19 protein-coding genes are annotated in these 14,495 nt (G+C 68.9%); 12 read left to right on the top strand and 7 right to left on the bottom strand.

All coding sequences use genetic code 11. From position 1 onward, the window contains the following. Positions 1-29 precede the first annotated feature (29 nt). Positions 30-3,554 (bottom strand): DNA-directed RNA polymerase subunit beta, encoded by a 3,525-nt coding sequence (gene rpoB, locus AC1RTC_RS14130; RefSeq protein WP_493156746.1) that lies wholly within the window; start codon positions 3,552-3,554, stop codon positions 30-32. Positions 3,555-3,778: 224 nt separating this feature from the next. Here rpoB and AC1RTC_RS14125 point away from each other — a divergent pair, with 224 nt between their 5' ends. Both AC1RTC_RS14125 and AC1RTC_RS14120 read left to right on the top strand, forming a co-directional pair. Further along, positions 3,779-4,432, top strand: coding sequence for an AAA family ATPase (locus tag AC1RTC_RS14125; RefSeq protein ID WP_493156744.1), 654 nt, complete (start codon positions 3,779-3,781; stop codon positions 4,430-4,432). A gap of 25 nt (positions 4,433-4,457) precedes the next feature. Next, entirely contained in the window at positions 4,458-5,204 is a 747-nt protein-coding gene (locus tag AC1RTC_RS14120) for a TapB family protein (RefSeq protein WP_493156742.1), read from the top strand. 24 nt (positions 5,205-5,228) lie between these two features. On the opposite strand, the gene AC1RTC_RS14115 is transcribed toward AC1RTC_RS14120, so the two are convergent. Beyond that, positions 5,229-5,702, bottom strand: coding sequence for a septum formation family protein (locus AC1RTC_RS14115; RefSeq protein ID WP_493156740.1), 474 nt, complete (start codon positions 5,700-5,702; stop codon positions 5,229-5,231). Between the two features lie 131 nt (positions 5,703-5,833). Here AC1RTC_RS14115 and AC1RTC_RS14110 point away from each other — a divergent pair, with 131 nt between their 5' ends. Genes AC1RTC_RS14110 through AC1RTC_RS14095 form a run of 4 tightly spaced genes read left to right on the top strand, consistent with a single transcriptional unit; the run spans position 5,834 to position 8,658 of the window. Further along, positions 5,834-6,691 (top strand): spermidine synthase, encoded by an 858-nt coding sequence (locus tag AC1RTC_RS14110; RefSeq protein WP_493156738.1) that lies wholly within the window; start codon positions 5,834-5,836, stop codon positions 6,689-6,691. Between the two features lie 40 nt (positions 6,692-6,731). After that, positions 6,732-7,121, top strand: coding sequence for a hypothetical protein (locus AC1RTC_RS14105; protein WP_493156736.1), 390 nt, complete (start codon positions 6,732-6,734; stop codon positions 7,119-7,121). Positions 7,122-7,137: 16 nt separating this feature from the next. Next, positions 7,138-8,178, top strand: a complete 1,041-nt coding sequence (locus AC1RTC_RS14100; protein WP_493156734.1) for a PQQ-dependent sugar dehydrogenase — start codon at positions 7,138-7,140, stop codon at positions 8,176-8,178. Positions 8,179-8,187: 9 nt separating this feature from the next. After that, positions 8,188-8,658 carry a SprT-like domain-containing protein gene (locus AC1RTC_RS14095; protein WP_493156732.1) on the top strand — a complete coding sequence of 157 codons (471 nt, stop codon included), beginning with the start codon at positions 8,188-8,190 and terminating at the stop codon, positions 8,656-8,658. Here the strand turns inward: AC1RTC_RS14095 and AC1RTC_RS14090 are convergent. After that, positions 8,636-9,040 carry an SRPBCC domain-containing protein gene (locus AC1RTC_RS14090; protein ID WP_493156730.1) on the bottom strand — a complete coding sequence of 135 codons (405 nt, stop codon included), beginning with the start codon at positions 9,038-9,040 and terminating at the stop codon, positions 8,636-8,638. The two genes, AC1RTC_RS14095 and AC1RTC_RS14090, sit on opposite strands and share 23 nt — an antisense overlap. Positions 9,041-9,062: 22 nt before the next feature. On the opposite strand from AC1RTC_RS14090, the gene AC1RTC_RS14085 reads away from it, so the two are divergent. Beyond that, complete coding sequence (locus tag AC1RTC_RS14085) at positions 9,063-9,659, top strand: CGNR zinc finger domain-containing protein (protein ID WP_493156729.1); 597 nt, start codon at positions 9,063-9,065, stop codon at positions 9,657-9,659. A gap of 12 nt (positions 9,660-9,671) precedes the next feature. Continuing rightward, positions 9,672-10,055, top strand: coding sequence for a RidA family protein (locus AC1RTC_RS14080; RefSeq protein WP_493156727.1), 384 nt, complete (start codon positions 9,672-9,674; stop codon positions 10,053-10,055). A gap of 10 nt (positions 10,056-10,065) precedes the next feature. Here the strand turns inward: AC1RTC_RS14080 and AC1RTC_RS14075 are convergent, their stop codons facing one another. From AC1RTC_RS14075 to AC1RTC_RS14065, 3 genes are read right to left on the bottom strand one after another with little or no spacing between them, the layout of a single operon-like run. Further along, positions 10,066-10,368: a DUF427 domain-containing protein gene (locus AC1RTC_RS14075; RefSeq protein ID WP_493156725.1), complete on the bottom strand. Its 303-nt coding sequence runs from the start codon at positions 10,366-10,368 to the stop codon at positions 10,066-10,068. Positions 10,369-10,404: 36 nt separating this feature from the next. Next, positions 10,405-10,932, bottom strand: coding sequence for a 2-phosphosulfolactate phosphatase (locus tag AC1RTC_RS14070; protein WP_493156723.1), 528 nt, complete (start codon positions 10,930-10,932; stop codon positions 10,405-10,407). After that, complete coding sequence (locus AC1RTC_RS14065; RefSeq protein ID WP_493156721.1) at positions 10,929-11,357, bottom strand: EVE domain-containing protein; 429 nt, start codon at positions 11,355-11,357, stop codon at positions 10,929-10,931. Before AC1RTC_RS14065 ends, AC1RTC_RS14070 begins: the two co-directional genes overlap by 4 nt. A gap of 36 nt (positions 11,358-11,393) precedes the next feature. Between AC1RTC_RS14065 and AC1RTC_RS14060 the strand changes: the two genes are divergently transcribed. The 4 genes from AC1RTC_RS14060 to AC1RTC_RS14045 are packed head-to-tail and all read left to right on the top strand — an operon-like array spanning position 11,394 to position 13,856. Continuing rightward, the gene (locus tag AC1RTC_RS14060) at positions 11,394-11,861 is read left to right on the top strand and encodes a hypothetical protein (RefSeq protein WP_493156719.1); all 468 of its coding nucleotides are present in this window, start codon (positions 11,394-11,396) and stop codon (positions 11,859-11,861) included. A gap of 60 nt (positions 11,862-11,921) precedes the next feature. Continuing rightward, positions 11,922-12,419, top strand: a complete 498-nt coding sequence (locus tag AC1RTC_RS14055; RefSeq protein ID WP_493156964.1) for an RNA polymerase sigma factor — start codon at positions 11,922-11,924, stop codon at positions 12,417-12,419. Continuing rightward, complete coding sequence (locus AC1RTC_RS14050) at positions 12,412-13,371, top strand: hypothetical protein (RefSeq protein WP_493156717.1); 960 nt, start codon at positions 12,412-12,414, stop codon at positions 13,369-13,371. The genes AC1RTC_RS14055 and AC1RTC_RS14050 overlap by 8 nt, the downstream gene beginning before the upstream one ends. Next, positions 13,368-13,856, top strand: a complete 489-nt coding sequence (locus AC1RTC_RS14045) for a peptidase inhibitor family I36 protein (protein WP_493156715.1) — start codon at positions 13,368-13,370, stop codon at positions 13,854-13,856. Before AC1RTC_RS14050 ends, AC1RTC_RS14045 begins: the two co-directional genes overlap by 4 nt. On the opposite strand, the gene AC1RTC_RS14040 is transcribed toward AC1RTC_RS14045, so the two are convergent. Next, positions 13,853-14,494, bottom strand: coding sequence for an ABC transporter ATP-binding protein (locus AC1RTC_RS14040; protein WP_493156713.1), 642 nt, complete (start codon positions 14,492-14,494; stop codon positions 13,853-13,855). The genes AC1RTC_RS14045 and AC1RTC_RS14040 overlap by 4 nt on opposite strands. Position 14,495 lies beyond the last annotated feature (1 nt).

The raw sequence follows: 14,495 nt of genomic DNA, 5'->3' as shown, positions 1-14,495 counted from the left end.
TATGAAATCGAGTAGGAGTCGGGGAGGGCTTAGATCTCGTCGATCGACGAGGACTCGAAGCGCGTGGAGATGTTGATGCCCAGCTCCTCCGCCGCGCGGAAGACCTCGTCGTCCGTGTCGCGCAGGTTGACCGTGGAGCCGTCAGCAGACAGCACCTCCACGTTCAGGCACAGCGACTGCATCTCCTTGATGAGCACCTTGAAGCTCTCGGGGATACCCGGCTCCTGGATGTTCTCGCCCTTGACGATGGCCTCGTACACCTTCACTCGGCCGAGGATGTCATCCGACTTGATCGTGAGGAGCTCCTGGAGCGCGTACGCGGCACCGTATGCCTCGAGCGCCCAGACCTCCATCTCGCCGAATCGCTGTCCGCCGAACTGCGCCTTACCACCCAGCGGCTGCTGCGTGATCATGGAGTAGGGGCCGGTGGAGCGGGCGTGGATCTTGTCGTCCACCAGGTGGTGGAGCTTCAGGATGTACATGTAGCCGACCGAGACGGGCTCGGGGAACGGCTCGCCGGAACGGCCGTCGAACAGACGGGCCTTTCCGCTCGCGCCGATGAGGCGCTCGCCGTCCCGAGTCGGGATCGTGGACTCGAGGAGCCCCTCGATCTCGGTCTCGAGCGCACCGTCGAACACCGGGGTCGCGACCTTCGTGCCGGGAGCCGCGCTGCGGGCGTGGTCGGGCAGCGTGTCAGCCCACTTCGGGGACCCGTCGACCTCCCAGCCCTGCTTGGCGACCCAGCCGAGGTGGGTCTCGAGCACCTGGCCGAAGTTCATGCGGCCGGGGATACCGAGGGGGTTCAGGATGACGTCCACCGGGGTTCCGTCGGCGAGGAACGGCATGTCCTCCACCGGCAGGATCTTCGAGATGACGCCCTTGTTGCCGTGACGACCGGCGAGCTTGTCGCCCGCGGTGATCTTGCGCTTCTGGGCGATGTAGACGACAACGCGCTGGTTGACGCCCGAGCCGAGCTCGTCGTCGTTGTCCGCGTTGAACTCCTTGACCGCGATGATCGTGCCCTCTTCACCGTGCGGAACCTTGAGCGAGGTGTCGCGCACCTCGCGGCTCTTCTCGTTGAAGATCGCGCGCAGCAGGCGCTCCTCGGCGCTCAGCTCGGTCTCGCCCTTCGGCGTGACCTTGCCGACGAGGATGTCGCCGGGGCGGACCTCGGCGCCGATGCGGATGATGCCGCGCTCGTCGAGGTCGGCGAGCAGCTCCGGGCTGACGTTGGGGAGGTCGCGAGTGATCTCCTCCTTGCCGAGCTTCGTGTCGCGGGCATCCACCTCGTACTCCTCGATGTGGATCGACGAGAGGGTGTCGTCCTTCACCAGGTTCTGGCTCAGGATGATCGCGTCCTCGAAGTTGTGGCCCTCCCACGGCATGAACGCCACGAGGAGGTTCTTGCCGAGCGCGAGCTCGCCGTTCTCCGTCGCGGGCCCGTCAGCGAGAACCTGGCCGGCCTCGATGCGGTCGCCCGCACTGACGATGACGCGGTTGTTGTAGCTCGTGCCCTGGTTGGAGCGGTCGAACTTGCGCAGGTAGTAGTCCTGCGTGCCGCCCTCGTCGAGCTGGATCGTGATGACGTCGGCGGAGAGCTCCGAGACGACACCGGCCTTGTCGGCCGTGATCACGTCGCCGGCGTCGATGGCCGCGAAGCCCTCCATGCCGGTACCGACGAGCGGGCTCTCCGAGCGCAGCAGCGGAACTGCCTGGCGCTGCATGTTCGCACCCATGAGGGCGCGGTTGGCGTCGTCGTGCTCGAGGAACGGGATGAGGGACGTTGCCACCGACACCATCTGGCGCGGCGAGACATCCATGTAGCCGATCTGCTCGGTCGGGATCAGGTCGACCTCGCCGCCCTTCTTGCGGGCGAGCACGCGGGGCTCGGCGAAGTGCGCGTCGCTCGTGAGCGGTGCGTTCGCCTGTGCGACGACGTAGTCGTCCTCCTCGGATGCGGTGAGGTAGTCGATCTTGTCGGTCACCTTGCCGCCCACGACGCGGCGGTACGGGGTCTCGATGAACCCGAACGCGTTGATGCGCGCGAACGACGCGAGCGAGCCGATGAGGCCGATGTTCGGGCCCTCAGGGGTCTCGATCGGGCACATGCGGCCGTAGTGCGACGGGTGGACGTCACGGACCTCGACGCCTGCGCGCTCACGGGACAGACCGCCGGGGCCGAGGGCCGAGAGGCGGCGCTTGTGGGTCAGACCCGCGAGCGGGTTGTTCTGGTCCATGAACTGCGACAGCTGCGACGTTCCGAAGAACTCCTTGATCGCGGCGACGACGGGGCGCACGTTGATCAGGGTCTGCGGGGTGATCGCCTCGATGTCCTGCGTGGTCATGCGCTCGCGGACGACGCGCTCCATGCGGGAGAGGCCGGTGCGCACCTGGTTCTGGATGAGCTCGCCCACGGCGCGGATACGGCGGTTGCCGAAGTGGTCGATGTCGTCGACATCGAGGCGCACGTCGACCTTCTTGCCATCGCGGAGGCCCTTGATGGTCTGGAAGTTGTTGTCGTGCGTGGTGACGTACGACGACGAGGTGTCGTGCAGGGCGACCAGGTACTTGATCGTCGCGATGATGTCCTCGATGGTGAGCACCGACTGCTTGATGTCGGTGTCGAGGCCCAGCTTGCGGTTGATCTTGTAGCGGCCGACCTTCGCGAGGTCGTAGCGCTTCGAGTTGAAGTAGAAGTTGTCGAGGAGCGCGCGAGCGGCCTCGGCAGCAACCTGCTCGCCCGGGCGGAGCTTGCGGTAGATGTCCTTGAGGGCCTCTTCCTTGGTGAGGATGGAGTCCTTCTCGAGGGTGAGCTCGATCGACGGGAAGCCCTTGAACTCCTCGAGGATCTGCTCGCTCGTCAGGCCGAGGGCCTTGAGGAACACGGTGACGCTCTGCTTGCGCTTGCGGTCGATGCGCACGCCGACCTGGTCGCGCTTGTCGATCTCGAACTCGAGCCAGGCACCGCGGCTCGGGATGATGCGGGCGGAGTAGATGTCCTTGTCGGACAGCTTCTCGGGGGTGCGGTCGAAGTAGACACCGGGCGAGCGCACCAGCTGGGACACGACGACACGCTCGGTGCCGTTGATGATGAACGTGCCCTTCTCCGTCATGAGCGGGAAGTCGCCCATGAACACCGTCTGGGTCTTGATCTCACCGGTGAGGTGGTTCATGAACTCGGCGTTCACGTAGAGCGGCGCGGCGAACGTCTTGCCGCGCTCCTTGCACTCGTCGATGGAGTACTTCGGCTCTTCGAGCTCGGGGCCCGTGAACGAGAGCTGCATGGTCTCGCCGAGGTCTTCGATCGGGGAGATCTCCTCGAAGATCTCGTCCAGACCGCTGCGCGAGGGCAGGTCGGTGCGACCCTGGGCCACACCCTCCTCCACGCGCTTCTTCCAGATCTCGTTGCCGACGAGCCAGTCGAAGCTCTCGGTCTGCAGTGCGAGCAGATCGGGAACCGTCAGGGTGTCGGTGATCTTGGCGAACGAGAGCCGCGAAGCTGCGCGGCCGTTCTTGGGGGACTTTTTGGTGGACGCAGTGCGCGCAGCAGCCAAGGAAACAACCTCCGTGGGCCTAGGACTAGGCCATAACTGTCGGTAATGAAATGCTCACCAGAACCCAAGAGAGATCTGCCCCGCCGCTATACTCGGGGCGCGCCAGCTGTCCACAATATGACGGCATGAGTTGTCTGGGAGCGCAAGGATCAACTATAGGACGTAACAACACGCCTATGCAACTTATTTCTTGACCTGATTCTGAGAATGGGCTATAAGCGCTGATGGACTGGCTGACACTCACCGCCGGCGAGCGCGCCGCCCTCACCCAGCGCGTCGTCATCGTGGGCTCCGAGTCCACCGGCAAGACCACCCTCGCGCGCGAGCTCGTCGCCCACTTCCGCGGCATCGGCGGCATCTGGGCCGACACCCGGTGGGTGGCCGAGTACGGCCGCGAGTACACGGAGGTGCTCCTCGACCGGCAGGGGGTCCGCGACGCCGACCCCGACGCCGAGGTCCACTCCGCCGCCTGGACTGCGGAGGACTTCGCGGTGATCGCGAAGGAGCAGCAGCGCCTCGAGGATGCGGCCGCGGCATCCGGCTCGCCCGTGCTGTTCTGCGACACCGACGCCTTCGCGACCCAGCTCTGGGAGCGGCGCTATCTCGGCGAGGGCTCCACGGCGGCACTGGACGCGGTGCCGGTCTCGCCCCCGCGCGGCCTCTACCTCCTCGCCGACCTCGCCGGTGTCCCGTTCGAGCAGGACGGCATCCGCGACGGCGAGAGCTACCGCGAGGAGATGCAGCGCTGGTTCGTGGAGGAGCTGACCTCGCGGGGCGAGCCCTGGGCGCTCATCACCGGGTCGCGGGAGGAGCGCCTCGCGGCCAGCATCGCCGCCGTCGACGAGCTGCTGTCCCGCCATTTCCCTACCCTCGCCTGACGGGAGCCGAGGTTAGCCTGAGGGCATGAAGCCCAGCGCGCTCGCCCTCGTCAGCCTCGCCCTGCTCGCCGGATGCACCGCGGCGCCCGCCCCGACCGCGGGCCCGAGCGGCTCCCCCGCGGCGGACGCGCCGCCCTCGGCCGTCGAGAGCATCTACTACCCGGTCGCCGAGGGCAACACGTGGGTGTACTCCATCGACTACGGGTCGGGCTCGACCGTCACCGACACCGAGGTGATGACGAAGGTCGTGCCCGAGGGCGATGGAGCTCGCGTGACCATCGAGCGCACGTTCGTCTGGGACGACGGCTCGCAGCCCGACCTCAAGGACAGCGTCGACTTCGTGTTCGCCAGCGACGGCTCGCTCTCGGTGCCGTTCCAGTCGATCCCGTCCGCCGGCGGCAGCACCGTGACCGTGCAGAGCGGCACGATGCTGTGGCCCACCAACGCCGAGTTCGAAGCGGGCACGGCCAAGACCGGCACGATCCAAGCCACGGTGGAGACCTCCGGCCAGACGTACGCGGAGACTGTGGACTTCTCGATCAGCGGCGCCGGCGTGGAGGACGTGACTGTTCCCGCCGGCAGCTACTCGGCCCGCAAGCTGGCCCAGGCGCTCGTCATCTCACTGCCCGACCTCGGGGTGCAGGGGCTCACCGTCAACGCCATGACGTGGCTCGCCGACGGGGTCGGCCCGGTACGCACGGAAGTCCCCGACACCATCGGCGGCGGGGCGACCATCGTGCAGGCGCTGCTGAGCTTCACCCCCGGGTCGTAGTACCCGGGGGGAAGCCCCGCGCGATCAACGGGCAGACGCGAGGAACGTACCGGTCGTCTTGCCGGCCGGGTCGAACATGATGCACGAGACCTCGCGGTCGTCGTAGTTGTTCCAGCCGTCCTCGGTGGGCACGTAGTAGGTGTAGTCGAGCGTCGAGTTCTCGAACGGGATACCGACCCACGTCGTGAACGGGGCGTAGCACGCGTCATCCGCGAGCGAGAAGATCTCGTCGTCGCCGGGCCACACGGCCTTGTCGAGCTGCACCGAGGCGTAGACCTCGTAGTCGTGCGGCTGGGCGCAGTCGACGGTGGGGACGTCCGAGACGATCTCGTCGTCGGTCTCGTTGAAGCAGTCGCCGACGGTGATCCAGGTGTCCTCCTCGCCCACCGCGTCGACGACGGGGCCGGCGACGTCGATGACGTCCTTGATGGTGCTGCAGCCCGTGAGGGCGGCACTGGCGACGAGCAGGAACGCCGCGATCGTGATGGTCTTCTTCATGGTTCTCCTTGGTGGTGTTGGGGGCCTTCGTGGCCGGTAAGTACAGGCTCCCGGCCACGGCCCGCGCGCGGATGGGCAGCGACTACTCATTCCCGCCGGCACGGTTACCTAGGTCGGCTAGCCTCGAACCCATGAGCGAGATCGTGTTGTCGGGCAGTGGGCTCCTCGCCACCATCACCCCCGACCGCTGGGTGCCCGGCGCCTTCACGCTCACGGTCGACGGAACACCGCAGTCCCACGTGAACCTCGACGACCCCGCCGACCTGTTCTTCGAGTACGTGCAGCGCATGGGCCACGTGATCGACCAGCTCGGGATGCCCGGCGAGCCGATCACGGCGGTGCACCTCGGCGCGGGGGCGCTCACGCTGCCCCGCTACGTCGAGGCCACCAGGCCCGGCTCGCGGCAGCAGGTCGTCGAGCTGGAGTCCGACCTCGTGGACTTCGTGCGCGCCGAGCTGCCCTGGTCGAAGAAGGCCTCGATCCGGGTGCGCCACGGCGACGCCCGGGAGGTGCTCGGCAAACTCCCGCCGGGCCTCCACGGCACGGTCGACCTCGTCGTCGTCGACGTGTTCAGCGGCGCCCGCACCCCCGCGCACGTCACCAGCATCGAGTTCTACCGGCTCGCCGTCGCCCTGCTCTCGCCGCGCGGGATCATCCTCGCGAACGTCGCCGACGGACCCGGGCTCGCCTTCGCGCGCTCCGCCGCAGCCACACTGTCCGCAGTCCTCCCCTCGGTCGCCGTGCTCGCCGAGACGCAGATCCTGAAGGGCAAGCGGTTCGGCAACCTGGTGATGGTCGGGTCGGCGTCCGAGCTGCCCTTCGAGTGGATGCCCCGCCTCCTGGCCGCGGGCCCGCACCCGTCGAAGGTCGTGATGGGGCCGGAGCTGCGCGAGTTCATCGCGGGCGCCCCCGTGGTCACGGACCACACGGCGATCCCGTCCCCGCCGCCCACGAAGAACATCTTCCAGGTGCGCCCGGGCGCTGGTTGACCGGCACCGCCAGTTAACCCGGTCGCCCTACGGTGCGACCATGTATGTCGAATACCTTCCCCGCTACCTGACGTCCGTACTAGTCGAGGAGACGGAGGTCGGGGTAGTCATCACGTGGAAGCTCGGCGACCTCGTGCCCGCGTCCACTGTTCTGCACTTCGGATACGAGGTCGCGTGCACCGACCTCGACGGCAAGGGGGGCAAGCGGTTCGGGGTGAAGTTTCCCAGCCCCTCCGCGTACACGTGGGACAGCGAGAGCGACGCCCATGTCGACTACGAGGCGGACCACATCAACGCCTCGGACGAGGCGATCATCGTCTACTTCCGCAGCGCGAATGTCGGGCCGCGCGAGGTGGGCGTGGTTCACGGCGCCAGCCACGTCAACGGAGTCGAAGGTCAGCGCGAGTTCCCTGTGGTCCTGCTGCGGTAGCGGGCAGGATGGGTTCATGAGACCCCTCGCGATCGCTGCCGCCGTGCTGCTGCTGGCCGGATGCGCCGCCTCCCCCGCTCCGGCGCCCTCCCCCGCCCCCACGGAGACGACCGACGTCGTCACGGGGCTCGCGGCCCCGTGGTCGATGGTGCGGCTCGAGAGCGGCTCGACCCTGATCTCCGAGCGCGACAGCGCCACGGTGAAGGAGCTGGAGGCCGACGGCACCGTGCGCGACGTCGCCACGATCGACGGCGTCGTGCCCGGCGGCGAGGGCGGGCTCCTCGGCCTCGAGGTCGACGGGCAGACACTGTTCGCGTACTACACGGCGGCTGACGACAACCGGGTCGAGCGCTTCGACCTCGAGGGGGATGCCGGCAGCTACCGTCTGGGCGGCGGCGAGGTCATCCTCGACGGTCTGGCGAAGGCGGGAAACCACGACGGCGGCCGGATCAAGCTCGGCCCCGACGGCGACCTCTACGTGACCGTCGGCGACGCGGGCGACCCCGGTCGGGCACAGGACCTCGGCAGCAACAACGGGAAGATCCTCCGGATAGCGCCGGACGGCAGCATCCCCGCCGACAACCCCTTCCCGGGCTCGCCCGTCTACTCGTACGGGCACCGCAACCCGCAGGGCATCGCCTGGGACGCGGACGGCCAGCTCTGGGCCGCCGAGTTCGGGCAGAACACCTGGGACGAGTTCAACCGCATCGAGGCGGGCAGCAACTACGGCTGGCCGGTCGTGGAGGGCGTCGCCGGCGACCCGGACTACATCGACCCGGTCATCCAGTGGCACACCGACGAGGCGAGCCCGAGCGGCCTGGCGTACGCCGACGGGAAGTTCTACCTCGCGTCGCTGCGCGGCGAGCGCCTCTGGGTGATCGACGGCTCGACCGCGACGGCAGCCCTCGTGGGCACCTACGGGCGGCTGCGCGACGTGGTCTCCGGGCCCGACGGCACGGTCTGGATCCTCACCAACAACACGGACGGGCGGGGGGATGCCCGAGCCGGCGACGACCGCATCCTGCAGGTGCCGGCCGATGTCCTACTGAGGGGTTAACCTCGACGGGTGGCAGACCTCAGCAGGGTGACGACGTGGGCGAACGCCCTCATCGACCTGCACCTCGACCGCAGCTGGACGTTCGGCTTCGACAACGCGAAGACCCGCGCGGGGCTGTGCAACTACACCGACAAGCGCATCTCCGTGTCGAAGTACCTGGCGGCCCGGTACGAGGACGACGAGATCCACCAGGTGCTCCTGCACGAGGTCGCGCACGCTGTCGCCGGCACGCGAGCGGGCCACGGCCCGAAGTGGAAGGCCGTCGCGAAGGAGCTCGGCTACGAGGGCAAGCGCCTGCACGACGGCGAGATCGCCAACGAGTTCGCGCCGTGGGTGGGCACCTGCCCGGCCGGCCACCTGCATTACCGGTACCGCAAGCCCGCGCGCGCCCTGTCGTGCGGGAAGTGCTCGAAGTCGTTCAGCCCCGCGAACGCGATCCGATGGGAGCAGCGCGCCGTCAGGCGAAGTGCTTCTCGATGACCGCCGCCACGTTCTTCCAGTGGCCGAGCATCATCTTCCGCTCCTCGCGGTCGGCGAGCTTCTCGTGGTGGAACCCGATGGTCGTGCCCGTCGGCGACTCCTTGAGCGTGATCTGCAGCGTGGTGTCGTGGGGCCAGTCGTCGGGCTGCCAGCCGAGCCGCACGCGGTACCGCTCGGTGTAGCTCCGGATGACTCCTCGCACGCCGTCCGCTGTGGCGTAGGCCGCGCCCTTCTCGGTCGGCAGCGCGTCGATCTCGCCGAGCCACACGGGAAGCCCCTCCCCGAGCAGGAAGTCCCACACCGCCGGCAGCGGCGCGGCCACCGTCTGGCGCACGCCCATCTCCCAGCCGGCGTCCTTGGTCAGTCCTGTTGTGTCGTCCATGTAACCAACTATAGTGGTTACCGTGCGACACTCAACAGACGCCCACCCGACGGGCCAGTGGTTCACCTCCGGCGACGGCCACCGCTGGTGGTTCGACTCGGGCGCGCTCGCACTCGACTTCGCCTACACGGGAGCGATGGGCGACAACCCCGCGTGGGAGACGCTGCACTCCCCCTCCGACCTGAGCGCGTGGATCGACGAGCGCTTCGACGACGTCGACACCTCCGCCTCCGACCGCGAGCTCACCGATGCGCTCGCGCTGCGCGCATCCATCGCCCGCACCGCCACCGCGTTCAGTCGCGGTGAGGATGCCGCGGCCGACGACGTCGACATCATCAACCTGTTCGCCGCTACCCCCGACATTCCGCCGGTCCTCCCCGGCGGCCGCCGGCAAGCGGGACGCGGGCGCGCCCGGGTCGGGCAGACCCTCTCCGCGATGGCACGGGAGGCCGTCGAGCTGTTCTCGTCCGAGGAGCGCGAGCGCATCCGTGAGTGCGCCGCCTCGGACTGCGCGATCGTGTTCTACGACGAGTCCCGCTCGAACAACCGGCGCTGGTGCTCCATGCAGCGCTGCGGCAACCGGGCGAAGGTGCGCAAGCACAGGACGAAGTCGGACTAGCAAGGAGGACGAATGACCATTACGCACATCAACCCCGGCACCATGCACAGGAACCCCTACTTCTCGCAGGCGGTCCTCGTGGAGGGCGGTCGCACGCTCTACATCGGCGAGCAGAACGGCATCGACGCCGCGGGCGCGATCGTTCCGGGCGGTGCGAAGGCGCAGGCTCTCGCAGCGCTCGACCAGGTGAAGAAGGTCCTCGCGGAGGTCGGCGCCGACCAGTCGAACGTCGTGCGCCTCACCGTCTACTTCTCAAAGGAGACGCCACTCGACCCGATCTTCGAAGCCTCCGGCGAGGCGTGGGGCGACTACCCCACGGCGATCACCGTGCTCCAGGTGCACGCGATGGGCCGCCCGGACGCCCTGGTGGGCATCGAGGCGGTCGCGGTCGTCTGACCCGTACGGGCTACTCGACGACCTGGACTTCCTTCCAGAAGGCCACGTAGTTCGAGAAGTCCTTGCCGACGCGGTCGAACGCGGTCGGGTACGGAGTGGGGTAGCTCCACGCGCGGTCCTGCAGGAGCGCGTCGCCGTCCTTCACCGAGAAGTACTGGCACTCGCCCTTCCACGGGCAGGTGTAGGGGGTGGCGCTCTCGACGAGGAGGTCGCTCTTCACGCTCGACGGCGGGAAGTACCAGTTGCCCTCGATGGAGATGAGATCTTCCTTGGGCGCTTCCGCGATGACGGTGTCGCCGAGTACTGCCTTCATGATGTTCCTCCGTAGGTGGTCCTTCTCACCACAACGCTACGCCGGGAGGCGGAATTCCTTGAGCACCGTGAACTCCGCGCTGTCGTTGTGCTTGCGGGCCGCCTCGATCGGCTCGCGCCCCTCGGCGGCGATGATCTCCTGGCCGGTGACGCTCGCGGAGAGCACGTGGCCGGTCGCGTTCCGAAGGCCCGTGTAGGCGCCGACCGCGGCCGCCGCCTCGGGCGAGATGTAGTCGATCCCGACCTCGGCGAGCGCGTCGATCACGGCGCCCGCGGCGAGCAGGTCCTCCACGGCGAACCGCCCCTCGGGGCCGCCGGCCGCCACGACCGCCACTGTCGCGCGGTCGCCGAGCTCCACCTGGCGCGCCAGCACCCAGTCGGCGATCGCCGCTCTGGAGCCCACACTGCCGGTGATGATCGCGTTGTCGTGCTCGAGATCGGGCTGGGTGCCGCCGAGCGCGTCCGCCCATACGACGATGTGGGCACCGGGCGAGATCGCGTTGGCGCCCTCGACTCCCCAGTCGAAACGGACCTGGTACTGCGGCTGGTTGCGGGGCGAACTCACCGTACGAGGCTACCGGCCTCCATCTCGCGCGCGATCACGTCGAAGTCGTGCTGCGAGATCTCGACCTGGCCGCGCCGCATGATGAGCCCCCAGTTGCTCGTGCCGCGCGTGAGCTCCAGCACCTCGAGCAGGGGCGCGATGGGCGTCGCGACCGCGGCCTTCTCGAAGTGCACCCTGCGGCGCCAGGGCCTGAACTCGCCCTCGTCCTCCTGCCACGGCTCGCCGTCCGCGACCACGCCGATGCCGGTGAACTCGCGCAGCGGGTCGCCGTCGGGGTAGGCGGTCTTCGGCGAGTAGAACACGAGGCCGTCGCCGGGCGACATCCGCTGGATGCCGGAGCGCACACCGTGGTTCGTCTGGACGATGCCGAGGGCCACGCCCCGGAGGACGTGCTCGCGCTGGACGACGCACAACCAGTTCTTCATGGCCCATTCCTAGCCCACACCCCCGATGATGGACATATGCACGTGATGCTCAAGCAGGTCCTCGACTGCGAACCGGATGCGGCGTGGCGCGCGATCCGCAGCCCCGAGGTGTTCCGCGCCGTCGCCGGCCCGCTCCTGGCCTTCACGTCGGAGGAGGAACTGGGCGCCACGTGGACGCAGGGCGAGCATCCCGTCACCGCCCGCTTGTTCGGGGTGATCCCGGTCGGCGAGCAGATCATCGACCTCACCTACACGCAGCGCGGCGACGTGCGGTTCGTGCACGACACGGGGGAGGCGACGTCCGGCGCCCTGTCGATCGTGAGCTACTGGCACCACACGATGGCGGTGTCGCCGACGAAGGACGGGCGCACGCTGTTCCGCGACCGGCTGCTGTTCGACGCGGAGCCCGTGAGCCTCGCGGTCTGGCCCGGGATCTGGGCGTTCTGGCAGTGGCGGGCGCTGCAGATCAAGCGGCTGGCGCCGACCTGGGAATCTGGTCTGTAAGGTTCTCCGCGCTGCGGAAATAGACAGTGCAAGGGCCGATCTTCTGGGGGATGCGCCGTGATGCGAGATGAGGACGCCGCTGCGCGGTTCGGCGCCCTCTATCGCGAGTACTACCCACTGATCCTGACCACCTGCACCCGACGACTGGGAAGCCGAGCAGCTGCCGAAGACGCTACCCACGAGGTGTTCCGCATCGCCTGGCAGCACTCCGAGGAGGAGCTGACGATTGCATGGCTCTACGCGACGGCGAGGAACGTCATCGGCAACGAGTACCGGCGCACCGGGAGGTCTGACTCCGCGCACGCTCGGATCGAGCCGCCGGACGACGCCCAGGATCCAACAGATGCGCTCGACGTGCGGGCAGCGATGAGCACTCTCAAGCCCGCAGATCGCGAGCTGCTCTACATGGCCTACTGGGAGGGGTTGACCGCCCAGGAGATCGGGAGCATCACGGGCGTCTCCGCCCCCGCGGTATGGGTCCGGCTGACCCGCGCCCGCGACGCGCTGAGAAAGACCCTGCAGGCGGCTTCTCCGAGCGAGGCGGCCCGCCGTGGATGAGCTCGAGCGCCGCATCCGCGATGCGAACCCCCACGCCGTCCGCCGCACCGATCCTTTGAGCGAGCGGGCGACCCGCGAGCTCGCGGTACTGCTCGCGGAGCCCCGCACACCGCGGGTGCCGCGGTGGCGCACTCCCCTCCTGATCTCCAGCGCCGCGGCGGCCCTCGTGATCGCGATAGCCCTCGCCGCATCCGTACTCGCCCCGCGCGCTGCTGTCGCGGCTCCCCCGCTCCTCGAGGCGGCCCCGGTGTCGGCCAGCGCTCACGCGGTGCTGGAGAGGCTCGCCATGAATGCACGCACCGACTCCACCTCCCGCCCCTCCGGCCTGATCGTCGCGGAGACCTGGTCGGCCGACGTCACGGCGGCCGCCCGGTCGGTGTTCGTCCAGCCGCGCGAGGTCGTGCGGTCGCGCGCCGCCGACCTCGCGGGCGAGATCACCGTCTACGCGGGCGAGGTGCGGTGGGGCAGCGTGCCAGCCGGATACCGAGCGCCCTCGCCCGGCACCGAGCTCGAGCGGCAGACCTTCGCCGCGGGCGAGTTCCCCCTCCTCTTCGCGCAGGCGCCCCCCGACAGCGCCACGGAGCTCGCCGCCTACGTGGCGGCCTACCTCGGCACCGATCGGAGCACGACCGCGGGCGACCTGTTCCGCGCGATAGCCGACCTGCGCAACGAGTGGGCTCTGACGGGCCCGCAGACCGCCGCGGTTCTCGAGCTCGTCAACGGCCTTCCCGGCGTCACCGTCGCGGGCGAGGTCACCGACCGGCTCGGGCGCACCGGTGTGGCGATCGCGACCGAGACCCGCGGCGACGGCGCCTTCCGCGACCTGCTCGTCTTCGACCGCCAGACCGGCGCGCTGCTCTCCGCCGAGCAGGTGTACCTGGGCGGCATCCCGGGCATCGATCTCGACAGTCCCACTGTGCTCGACTACACCGCCTGGAAGGACACCCCATGATGACCGGAATCCGCCGTACGGCCGCAGCCCTGGTGGCAGCAGCCGCGATCGCAGCACTGCCCATCGCCCCCGCCGTTGCGGCGTCGGAATCCAGTCTCGAGGCCCGGACCTCCGCGATCATCGCGGCCCACCCCGGAGGCGTCGAGCTCGCCCCCGGCGTCATCGCCTGGGAGAAGGGCGCTGTGACCCTGACACTGGACGGCGCCGTGAGCCCGCAGTCGGTGGGGACGTGCCTCACCGGTCAGTACTGTGCCTGGAGCGGTACGGGATACACGGGGACGAAGCTGACTTTCACGGCGTGCTCGTCCGGCGGGACGTCGAGCAGCGTCGCGCTGCTGAGCGGCCTCGTGCGGTCGAGCGCCAACGCCCGCACGTCGGGCACGGTCAGAGCGGTCAACGGCAGCTCGGTGATCTACTCGATGTCGGCGGGCACGGGGAACTCCGCGAACGGGGCGACTCTCACCGCTCTCGTCTGCTACAGCTAGGGCTCGCCCAGCCGCACAACGTCGTCCCCCGCGGCGATGAGATCCTCGTCGTGGGTCGCGACGACCACTGTGGCCCCGCGGCGGGCCTCCTCCACGAGGAAGTTCGTGACGAGTTCGCGATTGGCCCGGTCGAGCGACGCGGTGGGCTCGTCGGCGAGCACGACGTCGGCCTGGCGGAACATCGCCCGGGCGAGACCCACGCGCTGCTTCTCGCCGCCGCTCAGCCGAGCCGTCTGCTCCTTGTTGCGCCCGGCCAGGAGCACGTGCGCGAGTACCTCGTCGACGCGCGCACGGTCCCTCCGCCTGATCCCGAAGAGCGTGCGCCTTCCCACCGTCACGTTGTACTCCACGCTGGCCTCCTCGATCAGGCCGTAGTCCTGGAAGATGAACGCCACGTGGTCTCGCCAGAAGCGCCGGCGACGGCCGTCGCCCCACCTCGTCGCGTCGGCCCCGCCGACCGTCACGGCGCCCGAGTCGATCCGGCGCAGCAGCCCGAGAATGTTGAGGAGCGTGGTCTTGCCGCTCCCGCTGCGGCCGGCAAGCACCAGCATGCGGCCGGGCCGCGCGTCCAGCGATGCCTCGTGCAGCACCGTCTTGTTGTCGATCTCCAGGGAGACGCGGTTCGCGCTCAGCTGCATG

This window comes from Rhodoglobus sp. GW821-FHT12B09, from assembly GCF_058809925.1.
The sequence above is the reverse complement of the archived record's forward strand: the minus strand, read 5'-3'. Positions and strand labels throughout refer to the sequence as shown.